Source organism: Thauera sp. DNT-1 (assembly GCF_055393985.1).
Window position 1 is genome coordinate 2,131,093 of sequence record NZ_AP043752.1, and the last position, 24,770, is coordinate 2,155,862.

Genomic DNA, 24,770 nt, shown 5'->3' on the forward strand with positions numbered 1-24,770 from the left:
CACGGATGAGCAAACTCGAACGCATGGGGGGCAGCGAAGGCGCCGCTCAGGGCAGCAGGTTCTTGTAGATGCGCCCGTTCTTCATGATGAGGACGAAGCTCGACTCGGGACGCTTGATGAGCGACAGGTCCGCCGTCGGGTCGCCATCGACAAGCAACAGGTCGGCGAGCGCGCCCTCGGCGACGACCCCGAGCGGCTTGCGATACGGGTTGCGCTCGCCGGTAAGCTCGAGCAGGGCGCCGTTGTGGCCGGTCGCGATCTGCAGGACCTCGCCGGGGGGATACCAGCGCTCGAGCGAGACCAGGCGTGCGTTCTGCACCTCTCCGTTGTCCCCCGAGAACAGGATGTCGGTGCCGAAGGCCACCTTCACCGCGTGCTTGCGCGCCAGCGCGTAGGCGCGATCGGTGCCGGCCGCCACCATCAGTTGCTTGACCCGGTTGGCCCCGGCCTGCGGGTTGGCGAGCTCGTTGTCGAGGAAGGGCTGGAGCGACCACCAGATCCCCTTCTGCGCCATCAGCCTGACCGTCTCCTCATCGACCAGCTGGCCGTGCTCCACCGCCTTGACCCCGGCCTCGATGGCGACCTGAACCGCACGGCTGGTGTAGGCGTGCACCGTAACGTAAGTGCCCCAGTTCTCTGCCGCAGCCACTGCGGCGCGGATCTCGTCCAGGGTGTATTGGGTGGCGTCGATCGGGTCGTAGATCGACGTCACCCCACCGCCAGCCATCAGCTTGATCTGCGTCGCGCCGAGCATCAGCTGTTCGCGGGTGCGCCGCAGCACCTCGTCGGCGCCATCGGCAATGGCGGCGGTGCGGGTAAGTTCGGTATGACTGAGACCCTGGCTGGCGGCGCGCGGCACCTCGTGCGGCAGACGGAAATCGCCATGGCCGCCGGTCTGCGAGATCATCGCGCCCGACGGGAAGATGCGCGGCCCGGGGAAACGCCCCTCCTCGATCGCACGCCGCAGGCCCTGCACCGGCCCGCCCATGTCGCGCACCGTGGTGAAGCCGCGCATGAGCGTCGCCTCGGCGACCTGCGCCGCACGCAGATTGGTATAGCCGACGTCGCTGGTCATGGCATCGACCAGCTTCTGGCCGATCAGCATCGAGTGCCAGTGCGCATCGATCAGGCCGGGCATCAGCGTGCGCCCCCCGCCGGCGACACGCGTCAGCTCGGCGTCCGCGGGCGGCGCGATCGGCGCCGCCGAGATGGTCTGGATGGTGTCGCCCACCACCAGCACGTTGACCGGCGAGCGGCCTCGCTCGCTGCTCCTGCCATCGAAGACGAAGACATTCTCGAACAGGACGGCCTTGTCCGCCGCATGCGCCAGCGACAGCCACAGCGATGCGAGCACGACGACCCCGCAACCGAGACAGGTTTTCAGCCTCATCGGACGACCCCTCTGGACGTGATCGAAACAATCATCAGGATAGCAGTCCGGACCGCCACCCCCGTCCTGGGGATAAAGCCAGGCCTTGGCTATCCCCGCAGCTCCGGAAACAGCACGTCCGTAAACCCGAAGCGGCGGAAATCCCGCACCCGCATCGGATACAGCACGCCGGCGAGGTGGTCGCACTCGTGCTGCACCACGCGCGCATGGAAGCCCTCGGCGAAGCGCTCGATCGGCTCGCCCGCGGGCGTGTAGCCGGTGTAGCGGATGCGCGTGGCGCGCGGCACCATGCCGCGCAGCCCGGGCACCGACAGGCAGCCCTCCCAGCCCTCCTCGCGCTCTTCCGTGAGCGGAACGATCACCGGGTTCAGCAGGATGGTGCGCGGCACCGGCGCGGCGTCCGGGTAGCGCTCGCTGCGCTCGAAGCCGAAGATCACCACCTGCAGGCCGACGCCGATCTGCGGCGCGGCCAGGCCCACACCGCCGTGCGCGGCCATGGTGTCGAACAGGTCCTCGATGAGCGCGGCGAGCGCAGGCGTGCCGAATTCGCCGACCGGCGCGGCCGGCTGCAGAAGGCGCGCATCACCCATGCGCAGAAGGGTACGGACAGCCATGGAATCTCTCTCCCCGATCGTTCAGCCGCGCCCGCCGAAGAGGCCGCGGATCCACGCCCAGCGGCTCACCACGAGGGCAAGGAAGATCAGCCCGCAGCCGGCGAGTTGCAGCGTGCTCATGGTCTCGGCGAACCACCACGCCGCGGCGAGCGCGGTCCACACCGGCTCGAGCATCATGATCAGCGCCGCGTGGCTGGGCGTGGTCAGGCTCTGGCCGTGGAGCTGGAGCAGGAAGCGCAGCGTGGTGGCGAGCAGCGCGCTCGCGAGCAGCCAGCCGAGCACCGGCGCGCTCCAGGCCTGCGGCCAGGTCTCGATCAGCAAGGCCGGCGGCAGCACCAGCACGCCGACGGCGAGCATCTGCACCACGCTGAGCGCGCGTACCGGCACGTTGCGTACGATGTGCGAGTTGACGTTGAACATGAGCGCGAACACCAGCGCCGCGCCGAGGAAGAACCACTGCCCGAGCTCGACCTCGAAGCCGCCGTCGAGCGACAGGCAGGCGAAGCCGGCGAGTGCGAGCGGCAGCGCGAACCAGGTGCTCGCCGGCGGACGATCGCCGAAGAACAGGCGCGCGAACACCGGCACCATGACGATGCCCATGCTGGAGATGAACGAGGCTTCGCCGAGGTGGCTGCTGTGCGACAGGCCGAGGATCCACAGCACCATGCCGCCGGCGAACAGCGCGCCGACGAGCAGGCTGTTGCGCAGTCCGCGCCGATCGAGCGCGCGCAGCTGCGGCAGCGAGAACAGTGCCAGCACCAGCCCGGCGATGGCGAAGCGCAGGCCGATGAAGATCAGCGGCGGCATGCCGGTGAGCGCCTCCTTGGAGAAGATCCAGCCCGCCGCGGCGATCAACGTGGTGAGCACGAGCAGGAGGTCGGCCTCGAGGCGGTGCGGCGGCGTACCGGCGGGAGCCTGTGCGCTCATCGGCTCTCCGTGTCGCGCCGGCCGCGGCGGAAGGTCCACAGGGCGTTGCCGGCGTAGTGCCACAGCAGCAGCAGCGCGGTCGTCAGCACCTGGGCGAGCAGGTAGTGCAGGCCGAGCAGCTCCATGAAGAAACTCATCAGCAGCGCCGTCCACGCCAGCCCGGCCAGCGCCACGGCGAAGAAGCGCGGCAGGGCCTGGGCGTGGCTGCGCGTGGACGCGAACACCAGCCGGCGCGCGAGGGCGTAGTTGACCAGCGCGCCGAGCATGAATCCGGCGATGGCCCCCGCCAGCGGCGGCGCATCCGCGCCCTCCACCAGCGCGAGCAACAGCGCGTAGTGGGCGAGCGTACCCACGGCCCCCACCGCGGCAAAGCGCAGGAAACGCGCGCATCCGCCGGACGGGCTCATCGGGGCCGCCGCTCCTCGCCAACCAGCGCGCGCCGATCCTTGACCACCGCCAGCACCAGCCCCGCACGCTCGACCTGCGCCACCACGCGGCCCCGCATGGCCTCGTCGCAACCCATGTGGGTGGGGGAGAGGTAGAAGTCCGCCCCCCACCAGTCGCGCGTCGCGCGCAACCCGGGCGCGAGCCACACCTGGGCTTGCAGCGGCTCGGCGCACACGGCCACGGAATAGTGTCGCCCTGCCCCCCCCTCGCGCGCGACCAGGGCGTTGAGGGCGTGCACCGCCTCGCGCAAGCTGCTCGCCCAGTAGTCCTGCTCCCAGCGCCCGACCGCCCCCTGCACGCCGCCCGCGAGGCGGTTGTAGGCGAGGTACTCGTAGGGATGCAGGCGGGCGAGCTGGCCGAGTTGGCCGAGGACCGCCAGGGCGCACGCGCCCAGCACGGCGCGGCGCAGCAGCGGCGGACGGACGCTCAGGCCGTGCCACGCGCGCACGAGCCCCATGCCCGCCAGCACCGCCAGTGGCGGCAGCACGAAGCTGAAATGGCGCAGCCCGTTGTACAGCGGCGGCGCCGCAAGCAGGGTGTAGACGAGCGGGAACAGCGCTGCCAGCACCACCGGCAGCCACGGCAGGGCCGCGCGCAGGGCCTGCTCGCCAGCGAGCGCCGGCACGGCGCGCACGCCGAGCAGCAGCGCGAGCGCGAGCCCGGCGAGGAAAAGCTCCGGCAGGCGCACCAGCAGGTAGGCCGCGAGGTAATGCCCCGGGACCTCGCCGACGTTCATCACGCGCCCGGCCAGCACGGTGTCGAGCTCGAAGCTGAAATGCGAGAACGCGCGCATCGCCGTGAGCACGTTACCCGGCTCCATCGCCGCCCACGGCCAGAACAGCGCGCCCAGCGCCAGCGCGATCGCCGCCGCCGGCAGCAGCGCCAGCACGCCGCGAAGCAGGAAACGCACCCGCCCGCCCGGCTGCAAGGCCGTCGCCGCGAGCACGCCGACGCCAAGGTAGAACACCGCGAACACCGCACCGATGCGCAGGCCGAAGGCGCAGCCGAGCGCCACACCCAGCCCCGCGAGCACGCGCCACGGCGGCGCGGGAAGCGTGTCGAGCACGCGCACGCTGAAGTACAGCGCCCACAGCATCGTAGTGGCGAAGGGGATGTCCTTGGTGTGGGTGAACATCGCGCCCGACCACGAGCCGGTGATCGACAACAGCACGAGCGCCGCCAGCCCCGCCCACTCGCCCGCGAGCCGGCGCGCGAGCAGCCAGGTGCCGGCCAGCCCGAGGAGACCGAAGACGGCCGAGATCAGGTGGCGCAGGTCCCACAGCGCCGGCCCTTCGGCCACCCCGGCGCGGTCGAAGGCCGCCGCGAGGAGGTCGAAGAAGCCCCCGTAAAGATAGAGGTTCTTGTATTCGAAGGCCTGGCGGTCGGCGAAGCCGGAGGCGTAGAAGTCGAGCAGCAGGCGGCCGTAGACATGCTGGACCTCCTCGTCGTTGCTGATGCCGTGCTGGTCGAAGGTGAGCAGCACGAACACCCCGGCCAGCGCCAGCACGGCGAGGGCGAGCCCGCGCGCGATCGCGCCATGCGCCCCGACGGATGCCGCCGCGGCCGGCGCACCCGCCGTCCCGCCTGGCGGGATCATCGATCGCGCTCCGGCCTGCGTTCGAAGCCGAGCCGTTCCGACACCAGGAACAGCGGCCGGCCCTTGACCTCGGTGAAGATGCGCCCCACGTACTCGCCGAGCACCCCCAGGCTGATGAGCTGGATGCCGGACATGAACAGCCCCGACACCATCAGCGACACGTAGCCGGGCAGGTCGATGCCGAACAGCATCGTGCGCAGCACGAGGAAAAGTCCGTACAAGCCCGAGAGCCCCGCCATCATCAGGCCGATCACCGACCAGACCCGCAGCGGCAGGGTGCTGAAGGCGGACAGGCCGTCGATCGCATAGCGCAGCAGGCGCAGCATCGACCACCCGGAGACGCCGCCGGCGCGCTGCGCGGGCTCGAACTCGACCACCTCCTGGCGGAAGCCCACCCAGCTGGTGATCCCCTTCATGAAGCGGGTGCGCTCGGGCAGGCTGTTGATCGCGTCGACCACCGCGCGATCGAAGACGCGGAAGTCGCCCCCGCCCTCGGCGAGCTCGACCTCGGAGACCTTGCTGAAGAAGGCGTAGAAGCCGCGAGTCAGCTTGCGCCGCAGCCAGGGATCGGTGACGCGCGAGCGCCGCACTGCGGTGACCATCATCGCCCCGCCACGCCAGCGCGCAAGCATCTCGGGGATCAGCTCGGGCGGATGCTGCAGGTCGCCGTCCATCAGCACGATCACGTCGCCCCCAGCCGCCTGCAGCCCGGCGGCCATCGCCGCCTCCTTGCCGAAGTTGCGCGCGAAGCGGATCGCCTTGAGGTGGGGGTCACCCGCGCACAGGGCGGCCACGCGGGCATAGGTGTCGTCGCGGCTGCCGTCATCGACGCAGACGATCTCCCAGTCGGACAGCTCCAGCGCCGCAAGCACCTGCGACAGGCGCCGATGCAGCGCCTCCACCGTTTCGCCCTCGTTGTAGAGCGGGACCACGACCGAGAGTCGGGGGTGTGCCGAGGAGGCGGGCGGCACATGGGGGTGGGCATCGAGCGAGTCGGAGTGCGACACGATGGAACAACCGGCGAGTGGGCTCCGCAGCCGGAGCGAAGGCGTCCACGATAAACCATTCGCGCCCTGCCCGGCGCGCCCGGAGCACGGCTGGCTCGCAGGGACGGGCAACGCCGCACGGACTGCACCGCGGGAGGACCGGGTGCGGGATACTGCGGGCTTTCCGCCCGCAGCGCCGATCACATGCAAGCCCCCTCCCGCCCTGCCGCTCCAGGCACCCGTCCGATCGTGGTGTGCGCCGACGACTACGGCCTCGCCCCCGGTGTCAGCGAAGCCATCGCCGCGCTCGTCGAGACCGGCCGGCTGTCGGCCACGAGCTGCATGAGCGCGCTGCCCGACTGGCGCCGCGCCGCGCCGCCGTTGCGCGCACTGATGACACGCGCGCCGGCCGACGTCGGCCTGCACCTGACCCTGACCGACCAGCCTCCGCTCAGCGCCGCGGCACGGCGGGCCTGGGGCGAGCGCCTGCCGCCGCTCGGCCGCCTGCTCGCCGCCGCCCTCGCCCGCCGCCTGCCGGCGGACGCCGTGGCGGACGAGATCCGCGCCCAGTTCGACGCCTTCGAGGACGCCTGGGGCGACGCACCCGACCATGTGGACGGCCACCAGCACGTGCATGTGCTGCCTGGCGTGCGCGAAGCGCTGATCGCCGAGCTGCTGCGCCGCCACCCGCGCGGCCGCGTGTGGGTGCGCGACTGCGTCGAGCCGCCGCTGCGCTGCCTGCGACGCCGCGAGGCGGTGGACAAGGCCTGGTTCATCTCCGCCCTCGGGCGCGGGCTCCACCGCCGCCTGCGCGAGGCCGGCCTGCCCTGCAACGCGGGCTTCAGCGGCCTGCATGATTTTTCCACGGAGCGCCCGTTCGCGCCGAAGATGCGCCGCTTCCTCGCCGCCACCGGCCCGCGCCCGCTGGTGCACGTACACCCCGGCCGGATGGACGCCGCGCTGCGCGCCTGCGATCCGCTCACCACCCCGCGCGAGGCCGAGCTCGCCTACCTCGCCTCCACCGAGTACCTCGCCGACCTCGCCGCCGCCGGCCTGCATCCTGCGCGCTTCGCGGCGTTCGATGCACTCGATGGCGGGACGACCACTCCGCCCCCCTGACGCGATCCACCGCAGCCGGGGCTTAGGCTCCGGATACCGCGCCGCAGCCACCCTTGGCGCGAGACGCCGCCGAACGGGTCGGCGGCCTCGAATGTCGGTCCCGCGAATCTGGCCGCCGCGCGTTGCACAAGCGCCCGCCCGGTCGATACGATCCTCGCCATGCAGCAGCCCCTCCCTTCCCCCTGCCCCGGTACAGGCCACCCCGCCGCCCCCTGCGTCGGTCGCTACGTCGGCCGCTTCGCCCCCTCGCCCAGCGGCGCGCTGCACTTCGGCTCGCTGGTCGCCGCGGTCGGCAGCATCCTGGATGCGCGCGCCCACGGCGGACGCTGGCTGCTGCGGATCGAGGATGTCGATACCCCGCGCACGGTCCCCGGCGCTGCCGAGGGCATCCTCGCCACGCTGGAACGCTTCGGCTTCGAATGGGACGGCGCGGTCGTGCGCCAGAGCGAACGCGGCGACGCCTACGCGGCCGCGCTCGCGCGCCTGTGCGCCGCCGGCCTCGCCTATCCCTGCGCCTGCACCCGACGCGAACTCGCCGACCAGCCGCTCGCGCGCGACGGCTCGCGCCGCTACCCGGGCACCTGCCGCGGCGGCCTGCCGCCGGGGCGCGCGGGCCGCGCCTGGCGCGTGCGTGCGGAAGGGGTGGTGCGTTTTTGCGACGCGGTACAGGGCGAGCAGGAGATCGACCTCGCCGCCGACGCCGGCGACTACGTGGTCAAGCGCGCCGACGGGCTCTTCGCCTATCAGCTCGCCGTGGTGGTGGACGACGCCGAGGCGGGCGTGACCCACGTCGTGCGCGGCGCCGACCTGCTCGATTCGACCGCGCGTCAGATCCACCTGCTCGGCCTCCTCGGCCAGCCGGTGCCCGCCTACGCCCACCTGCCGCTGGCCACCAACGCCGCGGGCGAGAAGCTCTCCAAGCAGACCCTGGCGCGCGCGATCGACGCGCATCCGCCGCAGGTCGCCCTGATGGCCGCGCTGCGCTTTCTCGGCCACAATCCACCCGACATGCTCGCCACCGCGCCGCTCGCCGAAACGTGGGCGTGGGCGCGGGCCCACTGGTCGCTCGCTGCCGTGCCGCGCCGTCGCCAGGCGGTGGCCGGCGGCTTCTCCTGAGGAAACCCCATGCATCCGAACGACATCAGCACGCAACCCGAGGCCATCCGCGGCCTGCTGCAGCAGGCGCGCACGATCGCCGTGGTCGGCATCTCGGCCAAGCCGGACCGCCCCAGTCACGAGGTCGCGCACTACCTGCAGCGGGCCGGTTACACCATCGTCCCGGTCAACCCGGCCTACGGGGAGGTGCTTGGTCAGAAGTGCTATCCCAGCCTGCACGAGGTGCCGGGGAAGATCGACATCGTCGACGTGTTCCGCAAGCCGGCGGAGGTGATGGCGGTGGTGGACGAGGCCATCGCAGTGGGCGCCGGCAGCGTGTGGCTGCAGCTCGGGGTGATCGCGCCCGCAGCCGCGGACAAGGCCGCCGCCGCCGGCCTGAAGGTGGTGAGCGACCGCTGCACCAAGATCGAGCACCGCCGCCTGATCGGCTGAAGCCGCGCACGCCGCGCCCGGCATTCGCGCCAGCGTCGTCGCGAGCTCAGTGCGCGCCGCCGTAGCCGGCGATGCCGATCGCCAGGCGCACGAGCTGGTAGGCGAGCCAGCTCAGGCCGCGGCGCAGCAAGGGCAGGCGCCGCCAGTCCGAACGCCGGAGTTCGCGCGCGCCGGCGCACAGCGCCGTCTCCAGGCTCGCGCGCAGTTCCGCCGCGAAACCGCGATCGTCCACGAAGACGTTGGCCTCGCGCGCAAGCAGCAGGCTGAAGGCGTCGATGTTGCTCGAACCGACGGTGGCCCACTGGTGGTCGATGACCGCCACCTTGGCGTGCAGATGGCTGCGGTGGTATTCGAACAGGCGGATGCCGGCGTCGAGGAAGATCGGATACAGCGCGCGCGTCGCATACACCTGCATCGGGTGATCGGACACGCCCTGCAGCAGCAGGGTCACCCGCACGCCGCGCCGCGCAGCGTCGATCAGCGCCTGGCGGAAGCGCCGCCCCGGGAAGAAGTACGCATTGGCGAGCACGATCTCCTCGCGCGCGCCGGCAATCGCATCGAGATAGGCCTCCTCGATCGCATGGCGGTGGCGCAGGTTGTCGCGCACGACGAAAGCGGCGCGGATCGAGCCCGCCGCGTCGGTCAGCGGCGGCGCCAGCAGCGGCTGGGCGGCGCGCCTGCGAAAGCTCGCCCACGCCACCAGCCGCCACAGGCGCTGCGCCGAGGCCACCACCGGCGCGAGCACCGGCCCCTCGACGCGCACCGCGTAGTCGTAGCGCGGGTGCGGCAGCGCGCCCGCATCGAAGTCGTCCACCACGTTGATGCCACCGACGAAGGCCACGCGGCCGTCGATCGCCACCACCTTGCGGTGCAGCCGGCGCAGGCGATGGCGGCGCAGCGACAGGGTACGCAGCTCGCGGCGGTAGATCAGCACCTGCACGCCGGCCTCGCGCAGGCGCGGCATCAGCCGCGAGACGAAGCTGCGCCCGCCGAAGCCGTCCACCATCACCCGCACCGCGACCCCGCGGCCCGCCGCGCGTGCGAGTGCAGCGGCGATGCGCGCGCCGGTACCGTCGTCCTCGAAGATGTAGCTCTGCAGGAAGATCTCGCGCTCGGCACGGTCGATCTCGGCTTCCAGCGCCGGGAAGTACTGCCCGCCGTTCTCCAGCAACGCGACCGCGTTGCCCGCGAGGAACTGCATCAGCCCACCGGCTCCAGGTCGGCGGTCAGTGCCGCATGGTCGGAGATGCGCGCCCACGGCGCGCCGTAATGCACCTGCGCCTGGCGCACGCGGAAGCCGCGCACGTAGATGCGGTCGAGGCGGAAGAAGGGCAGCGTGCTCGGGTAGCTGCGCGCCGGTCGCCCGCGTCCGCTGCCGAAGGCCTCGGCAAGCCCGAGCCGGCGCCCGAGCAGGTCGTCGGCGCGGTTGCGCCAGTCGTTGAAGTCGCCGGCGATGATCAGCGGCGCGTTGCCCGGGGCGAGCTCTTCCATGCGCTCGGCGAGCGCCTCCATCTGGCGCCGCCGGCTGCCCGCCATCAGGCCCAGATGCACGCACACGCAATGCACCGGCACGTCGAACTCGGGCAGCTGCACCTCGCAGTGGAGCAGGCCGCGGCGCTCGAAGCGATGGTCGGAGACGTCCTGGTTGGCGGTGCTGAGGATGAGGTGGCGACTCAGGATCGCGTTGCCGTGGTGGCCATGGTCGTAGATCGCGTTGCCGCCATAGGCGATCTGCTGCCAGGCGTCCTCGGCGAGGAACTCGTGCTGCGGCAGCGCGGGCCAGTCGGGGTGGCGTGCCGGATGGCCCAGGTGCAGGCCCTGCACCTCCTGCAGAAAGACGAGGTCGGCATCCAGGCTGCGCAGGCGGTCGCGCAGCTCATGCACCACCATGCGGCGGTTGAACTGCGAGAAACCCTTGTGGATGTTGTAGGAGCAGATACGCAGGGGCATGAGCGGAGGCGACTCCGGCCGGGGTGAAGACCACGCGACATCATATGCGGGCGGGAAGCGGATGTTAAAGCCTCCGGCGCACGATCGACGGCACGGATTCGTCGGCCGCCCGCCCCGGCTCGCCACCGTTCGCCGAGGCTTTCACCGCCTGTCTCATCCGCCCACACCCGCGGCGCAGGCCCACGACGGCAGCGGCTGCAGCCGCTGCTGCAACGCATCCATGAAGACGCGCACCTTGGATACCCCCACCCTGCCCGGCGTGTAGCAGGCGTACAGGTCGCGGCCGGCGTCGAACGCGGGCTCCCAGCCGTCGAGCACGGTGCGCAGGCTGCCGGCCTGCAGCGCCGGCTCGCACAGGTAGGCGGGCAGGATGGCGATGCCGTGGCCGGCGAGGACCGCGTCGAGCGTGCAATCGAGGCTGTCGAAACGGACGCGGCTGCGCACCGCAACGCGGGCCTGCGCGCCAGCCGCGGCGACCAATCCCCAGGGGGCGGCGCCGATCGCGGGGTGGCCGATGCACGCATGCTGCGCCAGCTCGGCCGGCTCGCGCGGGCTGCCGTGGCGCTCGACATAGGCGCTCGCCGCGCAGAGCACCCAGCGCAGGCGCAGCAGGTGGCGCGCGACCGCATCCTCCGGCGGCCGCGCGGTCATGCGCAGCGCGAGGTCGATGCGGTCGTCCACCAGGTCGACCAGGCGGTCGGTGAGCACCAGCTCGATCTCCAGCCCGGGGTTCGCCGCCGTGACGACGGGCAGCAGGGGCGCGACGAAGTGACGCCCGAAGGCGAGCGTCGCGCTCACCCGCAGCGTGCCGCTCGGGCGCTCGCCGAGGTTGCGCACCGCGATCTCGCTGCTGTCCACGGCCTCCAGTGCGCGCGCCGCGTGGCGCAGGAACACCTCCCCGGCGGGGGTGAGGACGAGCCGCCGGGTGGAGCGCTCGAAGAGGGCGGCGCCGAGGCGGCGTTCGAGCTCGGCGACCTGCTTGCTGACCTGGGCGCGCGTGCAGCCGAGCGTGCGCGCAGCGGCCGCCATGCTGCCGCCCTCGACCACGCGGACGAAGCTCTCCCAGGCCGGTAACCAGCTCATGTCAATGATCCGTTGACGCAACGAACAAGATTATCGACTTATCCGGAAGCAATAAGAAGACTATCCTCATCAACGCTTTCCATTGCGAGTCTTTATGAAGGAGCCCCAGATGAGCGCACTGCGTCCCGAAGTCAGCATCCACACCCTGAACGAGGCCGGCGGCGAGTACCTGCCCGGCTACCTCGGCATCGAGATGCTGGCGCTCGACGAGCGCCGGCTGAACAGCCGGATGCCGGTAAAGAAGCTGCACGCGGCACCGAACGAGTTCCTCCACGCCGCAAGCGTCGTCGCGCTGGCCGACACCACCTGCGGCTACGCGACCATCGCCCACCTGCCCGCGGGCGCGGACTCCTTCACCACCATCGAGCTCAAGAGCAACCACCTGGGGACGGTGCGCGAGGGCGCGATCGCATGCAGCGCGACCGCCCAGCACCTCGGACGCACCACCCAGGTGTGGGACGCGACCGTCACCGACGAGGCCAGCGGGCGGGTGATCGCGCTCTTCCGCTGCACGCAGATGGTCCTCTGGCCGCGCGGCTGAGGCGGCTACGGCGCCCGGTGGACGCAACGGGGGCGCCCCCTCGCGGGAGACGCCCCCGGTTCTTGCGAGCGCGGATCGCGTGTTCAGGACACCGCGAGCATGCGGTCGAGCGCGATGCGCGCGAGCTCGGCCTCGTGCGCGGGCACCTTGATCTGATTCACCACCTTGCCCTCGGCGAGGTTCTCCAGCGTCCACGCCAGGTGTTGCGGGTCGATGCGCTGCATGGTCGAGCACATGCACACCGTGGGCGCCATGAACTGCACCACCTTGCCCTGCGGCTTCATCTCCTCGGCGAGGCGGCTCACCAGGTTGAGCTCGGTGCCCACCAGCCAGTGCGTGCCGGGCGGCGCCTGGGTGATGGTGTTGAGGATGAACTCGGTGGAGCCGACGTAATCGGACTTCTGACACACCTCGAGCATGCTCTCGGGGTGGGAGATGACGAAGCCGTGCGGGTGCTTCTCGCGCCAGCGGTCGATGTGCACCGGCTGGAACATCTGGTGCACCGAACAGTGCCCCTTCCACAGCAGGATCTTCGCCTTGCGGATCTGCTCGGGGGTGAGGCCGCCGTACTCGAGGTCGGGGTCCCACACCACCATCTCGTCGAGCGGGATGCCCTTCTTGAAGCCGGTCCAGCGCCCGAGGTGCTGGTCGGGGAAGAACAGCACCTTCTCGCGCTTGGAGAAGGCCCAGTCGAGGATGGTCGGCGCGTTGGTCGAGGTGCACACGATGCCGCCGTGCTCGCCGCAGAAGGCCTTGAGGTCGGCCGCCGAGTTGATGTAGGTGACCGGGGTGATGAGCTCGTCGGGCTTTCCGAGCACCTCGGCGAGCTCGCGCCAGCAGCGCTCGACCTTGGCCAGGCTCGCCATGTCGGCCATCGAGCAGCCGGCGGCGAGGTCGGGCAGGATGGCGATCTGGCTGGGCTTGGACAGGATGTCGGCGACCTCGGCCATGAAGTGCACGCCGCAGAACACGATGTACTCGGCATCGGTCTGCGAGGCCAGGCGCGCGAGCTTGAGCGAGTCGCCGGTGAGGTCGGCGTGCTGGTACACGTCGGCGCGCTGGTAGTGGTGGCAGAGCAGCACCGCCCGCTCGCCGAGGCGTGCGCGGGCGGCGCGGATGCGCTCCTGCGCCTCGTTGTCGGCGAGCACGTTGAAGCGGTCGAAGCTGATGGTGGAGACTTGCATTGTTTCGGTATCCGGATCCGTTGGGAGGGGGCAATCCCGGGGTTGCGGGCGTCGGACCCCGCATGCCGCCGCGGGTTCGACCGCGGCGGGCGGGGCCGGGTAAGGATTTGTTGCCGCTCAGCCCTGGTACCAGGGCAGGCCGGCGAGGCGCCAGCCGCCAATGCGGTTGCGCTGGTTGTTGGCGTCCTTGTCGCCTTCGAAGCCTTCGAGCACGTTGTAGCAGTTGGCGTAGCCGTTGGCGCCGGCGAGCCGCGCGGCGGAGTCCGAGCGCACGGCGGAACGGCACAGGAACAGCACCAGCGCCTCGGGGTCGACCTGGTGCTTCAACTGGGCGAGGAAGTTGGGGTTCTCCTGCATCGAGGGATAGCTCTTCCACTCGATCTCGATCGCGCCGGGCACGCGCCCCACCCAGTCGAGCTCGGCGCGCGTGCGCACATCGACCAGCTTGGCACCGGGGGCGAGCTGCATCACCTGCCAGGTTTCGGCGGGGGTGAGCGCGCCCTGGTAGGGCAGCCCGAGGCTTTCGGCGCGCTCGTGGGCGAGCGTCAACAGTTCCGACAGGGTTCCCATGCGAACATCCGTCTAAAATGAGGGCGGTCGAAGTATAGCGCGTCCGCCGCGCCCCCCTCATGCACTCCCGCCAAGCCTCCTCCCCGGTTGCGCGTCCCTCTGCGGGCGCGGACGACCTCGCCCGCAGCCGTGGCATCCAGCGTGCCACCCTGGTGGCCATCGTGACCAACACGGTGCTCACCATGGGCCAGGTCGTCATCGGCCTGTTCGCCGGCGCGTTCAGCCTGGTGGCCGACGCCGCCCACACCCTCTCCGACCTGATCACCGACCTGCTGGTGCTGCTCGCCGGCCGCCACAGCGCCGATCCGGCCGACACCAACCATCCATACGGACACGGCCGCATCGAGACCGTCACCACGCTGGTGCTCGGCTCCGTCCTGGCGGCGGTGGGCGTCGGCTTCCTGTGGAGTTCGGGGATCCGCCTGCAGAACATCGGGGCCTTGCCGGTACTGCATCCGGCGGCCCTGGGAATGGCACTGCTGACCCTCGCCGCGAAGGAAGGCCTGTTCCGCTTCTCGCTCGCCGCCGCACGCCGCCTCAACGCGCCGATGCTCGAGGCCAACGCCTGGCATGCACGCTCGGACGCGGCGTCCTCGCTGGTCGTGGCCGCCGGCATCGGCGGCAGCCTGGCCGGCTACCCCTTCCTGGAGCCGCTCGCCGCGGCGGTGGTCGGCTTCCTGATCCTGCACATGGGCATCCGCCTGGCGTTGAAGTCGGTGCGCGAACTGATCGACACCGGCCTGCCGGAGGAGGAGCTCGAGCGCCTGCGCACGACGATCCGCGAGACGCCGGGCGTGATCGGCCTGCACGAAATGCGTACCCGGCGGATGGCCGACCGCGTGCTGTGCGACGCCCACGTCCAGGTCGATCCACGGCTGACCGTCTCCGAGGGGCACCGCGTGTCCGACGCGGTGTACCTGCGCGTGCGCGCCGCCCACCCCGAGGTGCGCGACGTGCTGGTGCATATCGACCCCGAGGACGATGGCGAGCTGCAGGCGGTGCCGCCCGGCCCCCTGCCCGAGCGCGACGAAATCCTCGCGCACATGCGCAAGCTCCTCGGCCCCGGCTTCGCCGACCCTCGGCGGGTGCAGATCCACTACCTCGGCCAGCGCGTGGAAGTGGAAATCATCCTGCCCTCCCTCCCCGATGCGGACGCGCTCGATGCACTGCGATCGCACCGCCAGACTTGGCTCGCGGAACATCCGCACTACCGCAACATCCGCGTCTTCGTGGAGCTCGCACCATAGTAGTGCATTCAGGGAGCACATCCGCACCATTGAAGTGCATCCGCACCGGGCCGAGGCACCGATTTCGGGCTCGCAGCCTTGTGGCACAATGCCCTGCGCGCTGACATAGGGCTGGCACGCTAAGTGCTTAGCCCTGCTCACACGAATCCGGCGCATCGACCCCAGGCCGCTGCACCACCCGCTCAACGCAACAACGCCTCATCTCACCAGGAGTCAAAATGAACGCCCAAGACGTCATGAAGATGATCCAGGAAAACGAAGTGCGCTTCGTGGACCTGCGCTTCACGGATATTCGCGGCAAGGAGCATCACGTCGGCCTGCCGGTGTCGGCCTTCGAGGAAGAGCACTTCGAGCACGGCCACCCCTTCGACGGCTCCTCGCTGGCCGGCTGGAAGGGCATCCAGGCCTCGGACATGATCCTCATGCCGGAGCCGTCGACCGCATACATCGACCCCTTCTTCGACGAGACCACGCTGGTCATCACCTGCGACGTCATCGAGCCCTCCGACGGCAAGGGCTACGACCGCGACCCGCGCTCGATCGCCAAGCGCGCCGAGGCCTACCTGAAGAGCACCGGCATCGGCGACACCGCCTTCTTCGGCCCCGAGCCCGAGTTCTTCATCTTCGACTCGGTCGAGTGGTCGGTCGACATGTCGGGCGTGTATAGCAAGATCATCTCGGAAGAGGCCGCCTGGTCGACCGCCGACAAGTTCGAAGGCGGCAACACCGGCCACCGTCCGCGCGTCAAGGGCGGCTACTTCCCGGTTCCGCCGGTCGACAGCCTCAACGACGTGCGCGCCGCCATGGTGCTCGCGCTCGAGGCCTGCGGCGTGCCGGTCGAGGTGCACCACCACGAAGTGGCCAACGCCGGCCAGTGCGAGATCGGCACCAAGTTCAGCACGCTGACCCAGCGCGCCGACTGGACCCAGGTGCTCAAGTACATCGTGCACAACGTCGCCCACCAGTACGGCAAGACCGCCACCTTCATGCCCAAGCCCATCGTCGGCGACAACGGCTCCGGCATGCACGTGCACCAGTCGATCTGGAAGGACGGCAAGAACCTGTTCGCGGGCAACGGCTACGCCGGCCTGTCCGAGACCGCGCTGTACTACATCGGCGGCATCATCAAGCACGCCCGCGCGCTCAACGCGATCACCAACCCGGGCACCAACTCGTACAAGCGCCTGGTGCCGCACTACGAGGCCCCGACCAAGCTCGCCTACTCGGCGCGCAACCGCTCGGCCTCGATCCGCATCCCCTACGTCGCCAACCCGAAGGGCCGCCGCATCGAGTCGCGCTTCCCGGATCCCCTGGCCAACCCGTACATGTGCTTCGCCGCGCTGATGATGGCGGGCCTGGACGGCATCCAGAACAAGATCCACCCGGGCGACCCGGCCGACAAGAACCTGTACGACCTGCCGCCGGAAGAGGACGCGCTGATCCCGACCGTGTGCACCAGCCTCGAGCAGGCGCTGGAGTACCTGGACAAGGATCGCGAGTTCCTGACCCGCGGCGGCGTGTTCTCGAACGACTTCATCGACGCCTACATCGCGCTCAAGATGGAAGAGGTCGATCGCATGCGCATCACCACCCACCCGGTGGAATTCGACATGTACTACAGCCTGTAAGCCGGGAAATCCTGCGCAGGACGGAAGGGACGGGCGTTGCCCGTCCCTTTTTTCTGGGGTCTAATCGGGCCTGACCCGCAAGGATGACGGCATTGCAGCCCGTTACTGCCGTCCCCGCGCCCCTCCGGACCTGCGCATGCGACCGTATCGAATCCTCCCGCTGCTCCTGCTCGCCGGCCTTGCCGCGCCGGCCCATGCCGAAATCTACAAGTGCACCGATGCCGACGGCAGGGTGACCTACACCAACGATCGCGCACTCGCGCGCGGTTGCGTGCGCCTGCAGTCCGACCAGCCGGTGTCCTCGGTGCCCGCCCCCGTGCGCCGTCCCGCCGCTCCGGCGGCACGCGAGACGCCCACGGGCGGCGACTTCCCGCGCGTGAGCCCCAACGAGCAGCGCGGCCGTGACGACGCCCGCCGCCAGGTGCTGCAGGAAGAACTGCGCACCGAGGAGCAGAAGCTGGCCGAGGCCGAGAAGGCGCTCGCCGAGCAGGAATCCATCCGTCTCGGCGACGAGCGCAACTACCAGAAGGTGCTCGACCGCGTGCGACCCTTCAAGGACCGCGTCGAATTGCACAAGCGCAATGTCGATGCACTGCGCCGGGAGATCTCCGGCCTGCGATGACCCGGACCTGGCGCGCTTCTTGCATGTCCTCGACCGAACAACAGGACGCGCCCATGCCATCGCACCCCACCCACGCCGCCAGCAGCCCCAGCAGCCCGTTCGCCGGACTCGACCTGCTGTCTTCGGCGGTCGTGCTCGTCGACGCCGGGCTGGTGATCCGCTACCTCAACGCGGGCGCGGAGAACCTGTTCGCGATCAGCCGGCGCAAGCTGCTCGGCCAACCGCTCGAACGCCTGCTCGGCAGCCCGCCCGGCCTGGCCGCGGCGCTCGACAACGCGCTGCGCACCAACTGGAGCTACACCGGCCAGGACATCAGCGTGCAGCGCGGCGACGCCGAGCCGCTGCGGCTCGACTGCACGGTGACGCCGGTCGACACCGCAAGCGTGCGCCTGCTGCTCGAATTCCGCCCGATCGACGCGCAGCTGCGCGTCGCGCGCGAGGAGCAGCTGCTGCACCAGCAGCAGGCCAACCGCGAGCTCATCCGCAACCTCGCGCACGAGATCAAGAACCCGCTCGGCGGCATCCGCGGCTCGGCCCAGCTGCTGCAGCACGAACTCGACGACCCGCAGCTGCGCGAATTCACCGACGTCATCATCGCCGAGGCCGACCGCCTGCAGGACCTGATGAACCGCCTGCTGAGTTCGCATTGCATGATGCGCCCGGCCTCGATCAACCTCCACGACGTGCTCGAACGCGTGCGCCGCCTGATCCTCGCCGAGTTTCCTTCGATCGGCATCGTCCCCGACTACGACCTCAGCCTGCCCGAGCTCACCGCCGATCGCGAGCAGCTCATCCAGGCCGTGCTCAACATCGTGCGCAACGCCGCACAGGCGCTGGGCGGCCACGGCGAGATCCTGCTGCGCACCCGCATCGCGCGCCAGGTCACGCTCGCCAAGCGCCGTCACAAACTGGCACTCAAATTGCAAGTAATCGACGACGGCCCCGGCATCCCCGAGGAGATCCGCGATCGCATCTTCTATCCGCTGGTTTCGGGGCGGGAGGGCGGCAGTGGTCTGGGCCTGTCGCTCGCACAGAGCTTCATCGAGCAACACCAGGGCATGATCGAGGTGGATAGCCGTCCCGGGCGCACCTGCTTCACGATCCTGCTGCCGATTACCGAGCGTGCCTGAGCGCGCACCAGAATAGTGCATACGATATGAACACCGTCTGGATCATCGACGACGACCGCTCGATCCGCTGGGTGCTGGAAAAGGCGCTCGGCCGCGAGGGCATCGACCACGCCAGCTTCAGCTCCGCCGGCGACGCGCTCGCCGAGCTCGAGCGCGCACCGCAGCCGCCGGCCGCGCTGCTATCCGACATCCGCATGCCCGGCGAGTCCGGGCTGGACCTGCTGCAGAAGGTGAAGGAGCGCCACCCGCAGCTGCCGGTCATCATCATGACCGCCTACTCCGACCTCGACAGCGCAGTCGCGGCCTTCCAGGGCGGCGCCTTCGAGTATCTGCCCAAGCCCTTCGACGTCGACCAGGCGGTCGCGCTCGTCCGTCGTGCGCTGGAGCAGACCGCGCACCAGAACGGTGCGAGCGAAGAGGCCACCCTGGCCCCCGAGATCCTCGGCCAGGCCCCGGCGATGCAGGAGGTTTTCCGCGCCATCGGGCGGCTCGCCCACTCGCACGCCACCGTGCTGATCAACGGCGAGTCGGGCAGCGGCAAGGAACTGGTCGCGCGCGCCCTGCACCGCCACAGCCCGCGCCGCGACGCGCCCTTCATCGCCATCAACACCGCGGCCATCCCGCGCGACCTGCTCGAATCCGAACTCTTCGGCCACGAGCGCGGCGCCTTCACCGGCGCCGCCACCCAGCGCCGCGGCCGCTTCGAGCAGGCCGACGGCGGCACGCTGTTCCTCGACGAGATCGGCGACATGCCGGCCGAGCTGCAGACACGGCTGCTGCGCGTGCTCTCCGACGGCCACTTCTACCGCGTCGGCGGCCAGCAACCGATCCGCGCCAACGTGCGCGTGATCGCCGCCACCCACCAGGACCTGGAGGAGCGCGTGCGCCAGGGCCTGTTCCGCGAGGACCTCTTCCACCGCCTAAACGTCATCCGCCTGCGCCTGCCGCCGCTGCGCGAGCGCCATGAGGACATCCCCTTGCTGGTGCGGCACTTCCTGCAGAAGAGCGCGCAGGAGCTCGGCGTCGAGCGCAAGCGCATCTCGGAGGCCACGCTCGAATACCTGCAGGCTCAGCCTTTCCCGGGCAACGTGCGCCAGCTCGAGAACCTGTGCCACTGGCTCACCGTGATGGCGCCGGCGCAGGTGGTGGAGGTCGCCGACCTGCCACCCGAGATGCGCGAGCAACCCGGCCGCGAGTCGCCATCGAACTGGATGGAGGGCCTGGGCAGCGAGGCCGACCGCCTGATCGCCTCGCGCCCCGGAGAGGTGTTCGACCGCCTCACGCGCGATTTCGAGCGCACCCTGATCCGTCGTGCGCTGGCCGCCACCGGCGGCCGCCGCATCGAGGCCGCGCAGCTGCTCGGCATCGGCCGCAACACCATCAGCCGCAAGATCCAGGAGCTGGGCATGGACGAGGAGCGCGCGCCGGAGACGGAGGAAAGCGGGCGCTGATCGCCCCGGTCGCCTCGATGCGGGGGCGCGTTGGCGCGGCCGGCGCACGGGGCGCAGCGCATCCATGCCGCGGGAAGCGCATCCCCCACGGTCTTGGCGGATAATGCGGTTTTCGATCCGCCGCTTCCGCACTTGTCCTCCATCCGTCCATCCACGCCTTCGGCGCGCGCCTGCGCGACCGAACTGGCCTCCCTCCTCGGCGCGCGTGCGCGCGACTTCGCCCTCGAATGGGTGGAGTGCTGCGACTCGACCAACGCCCGTCTCGTGGATGCGCCGCCCGCCGACGACGGTCGTGTGCATGTGCTCGTGGCCGACCGCCAGACCGCCGGGCGCGGGCGGCGCGGGCGGCAATGGCTGTCCTGGGAGGGCGCCAGCCTCACCTTCTCGCTGCTGTGGCGCTTCGCGCCGGGTACCCCGGCGCCGGCCGGACTCTCGCTCGCCGCCGGGCTGGCGCTCGCGCGCGCGCTCGAGCAGCTCGGCGTCGAGGGGGTGCAGCTGAAATGGCCCAACGACGTGCTGGTGCACGGAGAGAAGCTCGCCGGCATCCTGGTCGAACTCCTCCCCGTGCGCGGTCGCCCGCCCGCGGCGGTGATCGGCATCGGTCTCAACCTGCGCCTGCCGGCCGACGCCGCCATTCCCGACCAGGCCGGCGTCACCGACCTCGCCGCTGCGCTCGGCGGCGAACCGCCCTCGCGTCCGGTCCTGCTGGCGGCCATCCTCGGCGAGTTCCACCGCCTCTTCGACACCTACGCGGCCGCGGGCTTCCCCGCCCTGCGCGGCGCCTGGGAGCAGCGCAACGCCTTCGCCGAGTTACCGGTGGCGGTCCGCGGGGAGTCCGCCACGCTGCAGGGTACCTGCGCCGGGGTGGACGACGACGGCGCCCTGTTGCTGCGCACCGGGGACGGCGTGCAGCGGGTGCTCGCCGGCGACGTGTCGCTGCGTCCGCTGCTGGACGGCTCGCGATGATCCTGCTCGTGGATGCCGGCAACACCCGGGTGAAATGGCGCGTGATCGCAGCGGACGCCCCCGCGCGAGCCCTCGCCGAGGGGGCAGTCGGCCACGCCGAGATCGACATGCTCGCCGCCGCCTGCCGCGCCTGGCCGGGACTCGCGCGCGTGTTCGGCTGTAACGTCGCCGGCACCAGCGTCGCCGCGCGCATCGCCACGGCCTGCGCACCGCTGCGGGTGGATTGGCTGCTGCCCACCGCCGCGCGCGCCGGCGTGCGCAACCTGTACGAGAACCCCGAGCGTCTCGGCGCCGACCGCTGGGCGGCGCTGATCGGTGCCCGCCACAGCCATGCCGGCCCCTGCCTGGTCGTCACCGCCGGCACCGCGACCACGGTGGACCTGCTCTCCGCGGCGGGCGACTTCCTCGGCGGCCTGATCCTGCCCGGGGTCGAGCTGATGCAGCAGGCGCTCGCCCGCGGCACGGCTCAGCTGCCGCTCGCCGAGGGTCACTTCGCGTGGCAACCGCGACGCACGGTAGACGCGATCCGCTCCGGCTGCCTGCAAGCCCAGACCGGCGCAGTCGAGCGCATGTTCCGCCAGATCGCGGAGCACCCCGGCGCGCTCTGCCTGCTCGGCGGCGGCGCCGCCGACAGCTTCGCCGACCTGCTCGAGATTCCGCTGCGACGAACCGACAATCTGGTGCTGACCGGCCTGGGCACGGTCGCCACCCTGCCCGCCCCGCCCACCCACTGACAAGAATCGAAAGGGAGAAAACAACGATGGAAGCCACCCGCATCCTGCTCGACGCCGCCGACATCCCGACGCACTGGTACAACGTCGCCGCCGATCTGCCGACGCCGCTCGCGCCGCCGCTCGGCCCCGACGGCCATCCGGCCACGCCGGAGCAGATGGGGGTCATCTTCCCGCCGGCGATCCTCGAACAGGAGATGAGCACCGAGCGCTGGATCGCCATCCCGCAGGAGGTGCGCGAGATCTACCGCCTGTGGCGGCCGAGCCCGCTGTGTCGCGCGGTGCGCCTGGAGCAGGCGCTCGGCACCCCGGCGAAGATCTTCTTCAAGTACGAGGGCGTCTCGCCCGCCGGCTCGCACAAGCCCAACTCCGCGGTGCCGCAGGCCTTCTACAACAAGCAGGCCGGCATCACCCGCCTGACCACCGAGACCGGCGCCGGGCAGTGGGGCTCGTCGATCGCCTTCGCCGGGCAGATGTTCGGGCTGGAGGTGCGCATCTACATGGTCAAGGTCAGCTACGACCAGAAGCCCTACCGCCGCCTGATGATGCAGACTTGGGGCGGCGAGGTCTTCGCCAGCCCCTCGCCGCACACCGAGACCGGCCGCCGCCTGCTCGCCGAGAACCCGGACAACCCCGGCTCGCTCGGCATCGCCATCTCCGAGGCGGTGGAAGAGGCCGCCGGCCGCGCCGACACCAACTACACCCTGGGTTCGGTGCTCAACCACGTGGTGCTGCACCAGAGCATCATCGGCCTGGAGGCGAAGAAGCAGCTCGACAAGGTCGGCCTCTATCCCGACGTCGTCATCGGCCCCTGCGGCGGCGGCTCGAGCTTCGCCGGCATCGCCTTCCCCTTCCTCGCCGACAAGGCCGCGGGCGACAAGCGCGCCGCCACGCTGCGCTGCGTGGCGGTGGAGCCGACCTCCTGCCCGACCCTGACCAAGGGCCAGTACGCCTACGACTTCGGCGACGCCTCCGGCTTCACCCCGCTGATGAAGATGTATACGCTGGGCCACGATTTCATGCCGCCCGGAATCCATGCCGGCGGCCTGCGCTACCATGGCGACTCGCCGCTGGTGTCGAACCTGCTGCACGCCGGCCTCATCGAGGCCGCCGCGGTGCCGCAGCTGGCGACCTTCGAGGCGGGGGTGCAGTTCGCACGCGCCGAGGGCATCATCCCGGCGCCCGAGTCCTGCCACGCCATCCGTCAGGCCATCGACGAGGCGCTCGCCTGCAAGGCGACCGGCGAGGCGAAGACCATTCTGTTCAACCTGACCGGCCACGGCCACTTCGACATGAGCTCGTACGAGCGCTACTTCTCGGGCAAGCTCGAGGACTTCGACTACCCGGCCGAGGCGGTGGCAACTTCGCTCGCCCACCTGCCCAAGGTCGGCTGAACGAGCTGGCGGTCGCGCTCGGCCGGCAAGGCCGGCGGAGCGCCCCGCCTTCCCCGCCCCCCCTGCGACACCAAGGCATGACGACCCTGCGCTTCCTGCTCATCCTGCTGCTCATCCTCAACGCCCTCGCCTTCGCGGCGATCGGCGGCTGGCTGGGTGGCGAGCCGCCGGCGGGCGAGGCGGGGCGCATCGCCGCGCAGTTGCATCCCGAGCGTATCCGGCTGGCAAACGAGACCGGCGCCACCGGCCTCGCGCCCGTCGCCGCCGAACCGCCCCCGCCCGCCGCGGTCGTCGCCCGCGCGCCTTCCGCGCCGGAGGCCACCGCAGCCGCGCCACCCGACACCACGACCGGCAACGCCCCGGCGCGAGCCGCCACGGACGACGCCACGCTCCCCGCAGCGCAGGTCGCACCCGAGCCGGCCCATCCCCCGGCAGCCGAAATCGCCCCCGCGACAGAGCCCCCGCCCCCCGAGCCTGCCCTGGTCCCCGCCCCCTCGCCGGCGCCGCCCGCCCTCTGCCACGTCTGGGCCGACCTCGGCGCGAGCGAGGCCGACCGCCTCGCCCAGCGCCTGCGCCGCATCGGCATCACCGCGGCGCGCAGCCGCAGCGAGACACCGGAGGCCTGGTGGGTGCGCATCCCGCCGCAGCGCAACCGCAGCGAGGCCGAGCGCCGCGTCGTCGAGCTCAACCTGCTCGGCGTCAGCGACACCTTCATCGTGCAGGAGTCCGGCCCCAACCAGAACGCGGTCTCGCTCGGCCTCTTCAAGACCGAGAACCGCGCCCGCATCCTGCTCGGCCAACTGCGTGCCAAGGGCGTCGAGAACGCCGGCATCGAGCCGCGCATGGGCACCAGCTACCGCATCCAGGCCAACGTCCCGGCCAACGAGCTGCGCATCGTCGAATCGGCCGCGCCCGGCCTGCGCGCCCGGCGCCAGGCCTGCACGCGCTGATTCGGAGAAGGAGATGAGCGCGAAGCGCCCCTACATCGTCGGCCTCACCGGCGGCATCGGCAGCGGCAAGAGCGCCGCCACCGACCGCTTCGCCGCCCTCGGCGCGAGCGTGGTCGACACCGACCGTATCGCCCACGAGCTCACCGCCCCCGGCGGCGGCGCGATCGAGGCCATCCACGCCGCCTTCGGCGACGCCATGATCGCGCCCGATGGCCGCCTCGACCGCGCCGCCATGCGCGCGCTCGCCTTCCGCGAGCCCGATGCCCGCCGCCGCCTCGAGGCCATCCTGCACCCGCTGATCCGCGCCGAGAGCGCCCGCCAGTGCCTGGCGGCCAGCGGCCCCTACGTGATCCTCGCAGTGCCGCTGCTGGTCGAGTCGGGCGGCTACCGCGAGCGCTGCGACCGCATCTGCGTGGTCGACTGTCCCGAGGCGCTGCAGGTCGCGCGCGTGCGTGCGCGCAGCGGGCTCGTCGATGAACAGATCCGCGCCATCATGGCCGCGCAGGCCAGTCGGGCGCAACGTCTGGCCGCCGCCGACGACGTGCTCGACAACGCCGGCACGCTCGCATCCCTGCACGCACAGGTCGATCGCCTGCACGCCGCCTACCTCGCCGCGGCGACGCACTGAAACCGTGCCTCGCCATGGTGGGAAGGGGGCCTGTGCTATCATCGGCGCGACTCTGAACAGGTGCGAT

General features: G+C 71.0%; 25 protein-coding genes. 14 read left to right on the forward strand and 11 right to left on the reverse strand.

All coding sequences use genetic code 11. From position 1 onward, the window contains the following. Positions 1-46: 46 nt before the first annotated feature. From ACZ5PP_RS09860 to ACZ5PP_RS09885, 6 genes are all read right to left on the reverse strand, one after another. Positions 47-1,390, reverse strand: coding sequence for a metal-dependent hydrolase family protein (locus tag ACZ5PP_RS09860; protein WP_464827010.1), 1,344 nt, complete (start codon positions 1,388-1,390; stop codon positions 47-49). Positions 1,391-1,479: 89 nt separating this feature from the next. Then, positions 1,480-2,004, reverse strand: coding sequence for a peptide deformylase (gene def, locus ACZ5PP_RS09865; RefSeq protein WP_276659703.1), 525 nt, complete (start codon positions 2,002-2,004; stop codon positions 1,480-1,482). Between the two features lie 21 nt (positions 2,005-2,025). Then, positions 2,026-2,931: a DMT family transporter gene (locus ACZ5PP_RS09870; RefSeq protein ID WP_004308366.1), complete on the reverse strand. Its 906-nt coding sequence runs from the start codon at positions 2,929-2,931 to the stop codon at positions 2,026-2,028. Then, positions 2,928-3,338 carry a GtrA family protein gene (locus ACZ5PP_RS09875; RefSeq protein ID WP_004308368.1) on the reverse strand — a complete coding sequence of 137 codons (411 nt, stop codon included), beginning with the start codon at positions 3,336-3,338 and terminating at the stop codon, positions 2,928-2,930. The genes ACZ5PP_RS09870 and ACZ5PP_RS09875 overlap by 4 nt, the downstream gene beginning before the upstream one ends. Then, positions 3,335-4,975, reverse strand: a complete 1,641-nt coding sequence (locus ACZ5PP_RS09880; protein ID WP_464827011.1) for an ArnT family glycosyltransferase — start codon at positions 4,973-4,975, stop codon at positions 3,335-3,337. Before ACZ5PP_RS09880 ends, ACZ5PP_RS09875 begins: the two co-directional genes overlap by 4 nt. Continuing rightward, positions 4,972-5,907: a glycosyltransferase family 2 protein gene (locus ACZ5PP_RS09885; protein ID WP_004308373.1), complete on the reverse strand. Its 936-nt coding sequence runs from the start codon at positions 5,905-5,907 to the stop codon at positions 4,972-4,974. The genes ACZ5PP_RS09880 and ACZ5PP_RS09885 overlap by 4 nt, the downstream gene beginning before the upstream one ends. A 258-nt stretch (positions 5,908-6,165) precedes the next feature. Here ACZ5PP_RS09885 and ACZ5PP_RS09890 point away from each other — a divergent pair, with 258 nt between their 5' ends. The 3 genes from ACZ5PP_RS09890 to ACZ5PP_RS09900 all read left to right on the forward strand — a co-directional run bounded on the left by ACZ5PP_RS09890 (position 6,166) and on the right by ACZ5PP_RS09900 (position 8,628). Then, complete coding sequence (locus ACZ5PP_RS09890; protein ID WP_464827012.1) at positions 6,166-7,080, forward strand: ChbG/HpnK family deacetylase; 915 nt, start codon at positions 6,166-6,168, stop codon at positions 7,078-7,080. A 159-nt stretch (positions 7,081-7,239) separates the two neighbouring features. Next, a complete protein-coding gene (gene gluQRS / locus ACZ5PP_RS09895) occupies positions 7,240-8,196 on the forward strand; it encodes a tRNA glutamyl-Q(34) synthetase GluQRS (protein ID WP_464827013.1) in 957 nt (318 codons plus the stop codon). A 9-nt stretch (positions 8,197-8,205) separates the two neighbouring features. Continuing rightward, entirely contained in the window at positions 8,206-8,628 is a 423-nt protein-coding gene (locus tag ACZ5PP_RS09900; protein ID WP_287472683.1) for a CoA-binding protein, read from the forward strand. 46 nt (positions 8,629-8,674) lie between these two features. Here ACZ5PP_RS09900 and clsB read toward each other — a convergent pair whose 3' ends face one another. The 3 genes from clsB to ACZ5PP_RS09915 all read right to left on the reverse strand — a co-directional run bounded on the left by clsB (position 8,675) and on the right by ACZ5PP_RS09915 (position 11,661). After that, complete coding sequence (gene clsB, locus ACZ5PP_RS09905; RefSeq protein WP_464827014.1) at positions 8,675-9,829, reverse strand: cardiolipin synthase ClsB; 1,155 nt, start codon at positions 9,827-9,829, stop codon at positions 8,675-8,677. After that, positions 9,829-10,578: an endonuclease/exonuclease/phosphatase family protein gene (locus tag ACZ5PP_RS09910; protein ID WP_004314434.1), complete on the reverse strand. Its 750-nt coding sequence runs from the start codon at positions 10,576-10,578 to the stop codon at positions 9,829-9,831. The genes clsB and ACZ5PP_RS09910 overlap by 1 nt, the downstream gene beginning before the upstream one ends. A gap of 153 nt (positions 10,579-10,731) precedes the next feature. Further along, entirely contained in the window at positions 10,732-11,661 is a 930-nt protein-coding gene (locus ACZ5PP_RS09915; RefSeq protein WP_273424383.1) for a LysR family transcriptional regulator, read from the reverse strand. Positions 11,662-11,770: 109 nt separating this feature from the next. Here ACZ5PP_RS09915 and ACZ5PP_RS09920 point away from each other — a divergent pair, with 109 nt between their 5' ends. Further along, the gene (locus ACZ5PP_RS09920; protein ID WP_004314437.1) at positions 11,771-12,202 is read left to right on the forward strand and encodes a PaaI family thioesterase; all 432 of its coding nucleotides are present in this window, start codon (positions 11,771-11,773) and stop codon (positions 12,200-12,202) included. An 83-nt stretch (positions 12,203-12,285) separates the two neighbouring features. Here ACZ5PP_RS09920 and nadA read toward each other — a convergent pair whose 3' ends face one another. Both nadA and ACZ5PP_RS09930 read right to left on the reverse strand, forming a co-directional pair. Next, positions 12,286-13,386, reverse strand: a complete 1,101-nt coding sequence (nadA, locus tag ACZ5PP_RS09925) for a quinolinate synthase NadA (RefSeq protein WP_043743002.1) — start codon at positions 13,384-13,386, stop codon at positions 12,286-12,288. Between the two features lie 117 nt (positions 13,387-13,503). Beyond that, positions 13,504-13,956, reverse strand: coding sequence for a rhodanese-like domain-containing protein (locus tag ACZ5PP_RS09930; RefSeq protein ID WP_004314441.1), 453 nt, complete (start codon positions 13,954-13,956; stop codon positions 13,504-13,506). Positions 13,957-14,015: 59 nt separating this feature from the next. On the opposite strand from ACZ5PP_RS09930, the gene ACZ5PP_RS09935 reads away from it, so the two are divergent. The 10 genes from ACZ5PP_RS09935 to coaE all read left to right on the forward strand — a co-directional run bounded on the left by ACZ5PP_RS09935 (position 14,016) and on the right by coaE (position 24,703). Beyond that, a complete protein-coding gene (locus ACZ5PP_RS09935) occupies positions 14,016-15,203 on the forward strand; it encodes a cation diffusion facilitator family transporter (RefSeq protein WP_043742999.1) in 1,188 nt (395 codons plus the stop codon). A 218-nt stretch (positions 15,204-15,421) separates the two neighbouring features. Then, on the forward strand, positions 15,422-16,831 hold the full coding sequence (gene glnA / locus ACZ5PP_RS09940) for a type I glutamate--ammonia ligase (RefSeq protein WP_004314445.1): 1,410 nt from the start codon (positions 15,422-15,424) through the stop codon (positions 16,829-16,831). 136 nt (positions 16,832-16,967) lie between these two features. Continuing rightward, the gene (locus ACZ5PP_RS09945) at positions 16,968-17,453 is read left to right on the forward strand and encodes a DUF4124 domain-containing protein (protein WP_004314447.1); all 486 of its coding nucleotides are present in this window, start codon (positions 16,968-16,970) and stop codon (positions 17,451-17,453) included. Between the two features lie 53 nt (positions 17,454-17,506). After that, complete coding sequence (gene glnL / locus ACZ5PP_RS09950; RefSeq protein WP_004314448.1) at positions 17,507-18,583, forward strand: nitrogen regulation protein NR(II); 1,077 nt, start codon at positions 17,507-17,509, stop codon at positions 18,581-18,583. 26 nt (positions 18,584-18,609) lie between these two features. Further along, the gene (gene ntrC, locus ACZ5PP_RS09955; protein WP_004314449.1) at positions 18,610-20,034 is read left to right on the forward strand and encodes a nitrogen regulation protein NR(I); all 1,425 of its coding nucleotides are present in this window, start codon (positions 18,610-18,612) and stop codon (positions 20,032-20,034) included. Positions 20,035-20,166: 132 nt separating this feature from the next. Further along, positions 20,167-21,000, forward strand: a complete 834-nt coding sequence (locus ACZ5PP_RS09960) for a biotin--[acetyl-CoA-carboxylase] ligase (protein ID WP_012586051.1) — start codon at positions 20,167-20,169, stop codon at positions 20,998-21,000. After that, complete coding sequence (locus tag ACZ5PP_RS09965; RefSeq protein ID WP_004314451.1) at positions 20,997-21,734, forward strand: type III pantothenate kinase; 738 nt, start codon at positions 20,997-20,999, stop codon at positions 21,732-21,734. The genes ACZ5PP_RS09960 and ACZ5PP_RS09965 overlap by 4 nt, the downstream gene beginning before the upstream one ends. Positions 21,735-21,760: 26 nt before the next feature. After that, a complete protein-coding gene (locus ACZ5PP_RS09970) occupies positions 21,761-23,125 on the forward strand; it encodes a TrpB-like pyridoxal phosphate-dependent enzyme (RefSeq protein ID WP_004314452.1) in 1,365 nt (454 codons plus the stop codon). Between the two features lie 77 nt (positions 23,126-23,202). Next, a complete protein-coding gene (locus ACZ5PP_RS09975; RefSeq protein WP_464827015.1) occupies positions 23,203-24,075 on the forward strand; it encodes an SPOR domain-containing protein in 873 nt (290 codons plus the stop codon). Between the two features lie 13 nt (positions 24,076-24,088). Continuing rightward, positions 24,089-24,703 carry a dephospho-CoA kinase gene (coaE, locus tag ACZ5PP_RS09980; RefSeq protein WP_273424726.1) on the forward strand — a complete coding sequence of 205 codons (615 nt, stop codon included), beginning with the start codon at positions 24,089-24,091 and terminating at the stop codon, positions 24,701-24,703. Positions 24,704-24,770: the final 67 nt, after the last annotated feature.

Coding starts and splice junctions, on each gene's coding strand:
- ACZ5PP_RS09860 (WP_464827010.1), bottom strand. CDS start 1,390: ATGAGGCTGAAAACCTGTCTCGGTTGCGGGGTCGTCGTGCTCGCATCG.
- def (WP_276659703.1), bottom strand. CDS start 2,004: ATGGCTGTCCGTACCCTTCTGCGCATGGGTGATGCGCGCCTTCTGCAG.
- ACZ5PP_RS09870 (WP_004308366.1), bottom strand. CDS start 2,931: ATGAGCGCACAGGCTCCCGCCGGTACGCCGCCGCACCGCCTCGAGGCC.
- ACZ5PP_RS09875 (WP_004308368.1), bottom strand. CDS start 3,338: ATGAGCCCGTCCGGCGGATGCGCGCGTTTCCTGCGCTTTGCCGCGGTG.
- ACZ5PP_RS09880 (WP_464827011.1), bottom strand. CDS start 4,975: ATGATCCCGCCAGGCGGGACGGCGGGTGCGCCGGCCGCGGCGGCATCC.
- ACZ5PP_RS09890 (WP_464827012.1), top strand. CDS start 6,166: ATGCAAGCCCCCTCCCGCCCTGCCGCTCCAGGCACCCGTCCGATCGTG.
- gluQRS (WP_464827013.1), top strand. CDS start 7,240: ATGCAGCAGCCCCTCCCTTCCCCCTGCCCCGGTACAGGCCACCCCGCC.
- ACZ5PP_RS09900 (WP_287472683.1), top strand. CDS start 8,206: ATGCATCCGAACGACATCAGCACGCAACCCGAGGCCATCCGCGGCCTG.
- clsB (WP_464827014.1), bottom strand. CDS start 9,829: ATGCAGTTCCTCGCGGGCAACGCGGTCGCGTTGCTGGAGAACGGCGGG.
- ACZ5PP_RS09910 (WP_004314434.1), bottom strand. CDS start 10,578: ATGCCCCTGCGTATCTGCTCCTACAACATCCACAAGGGTTTCTCGCAG.
- ACZ5PP_RS09915 (WP_273424383.1), bottom strand. CDS start 11,661: ATGAGCTGGTTACCGGCCTGGGAGAGCTTCGTCCGCGTGGTCGAGGGC.
- ACZ5PP_RS09920 (WP_004314437.1), top strand. CDS start 11,771: ATGAGCGCACTGCGTCCCGAAGTCAGCATCCACACCCTGAACGAGGCC.
- nadA (WP_043743002.1), bottom strand. CDS start 13,386: ATGCAAGTCTCCACCATCAGCTTCGACCGCTTCAACGTGCTCGCCGAC.
- ACZ5PP_RS09930 (WP_004314441.1), bottom strand. CDS start 13,956: ATGGGAACCCTGTCGGAACTGTTGACGCTCGCCCACGAGCGCGCCGAA.
- ACZ5PP_RS09935 (WP_043742999.1), top strand. CDS start 14,016: ATGCACTCCCGCCAAGCCTCCTCCCCGGTTGCGCGTCCCTCTGCGGGC.
- glnA (WP_004314445.1), top strand. CDS start 15,422: ATGAACGCCCAAGACGTCATGAAGATGATCCAGGAAAACGAAGTGCGC.
- ACZ5PP_RS09945 (WP_004314447.1), top strand. CDS start 16,968: ATGCGACCGTATCGAATCCTCCCGCTGCTCCTGCTCGCCGGCCTTGCC.
- glnL (WP_004314448.1), top strand. CDS start 17,507: ATGCCATCGCACCCCACCCACGCCGCCAGCAGCCCCAGCAGCCCGTTC.
- ntrC (WP_004314449.1), top strand. CDS start 18,610: ATGAACACCGTCTGGATCATCGACGACGACCGCTCGATCCGCTGGGTG.
- ACZ5PP_RS09965 (WP_004314451.1), top strand. CDS start 20,997: ATGATCCTGCTCGTGGATGCCGGCAACACCCGGGTGAAATGGCGCGTG.
- ACZ5PP_RS09970 (WP_004314452.1), top strand. CDS start 21,761: ATGGAAGCCACCCGCATCCTGCTCGACGCCGCCGACATCCCGACGCAC.
- ACZ5PP_RS09975 (WP_464827015.1), top strand. CDS start 23,203: ATGACGACCCTGCGCTTCCTGCTCATCCTGCTGCTCATCCTCAACGCC.
- coaE (WP_273424726.1), top strand. CDS start 24,089: ATGAGCGCGAAGCGCCCCTACATCGTCGGCCTCACCGGCGGCATCGGC.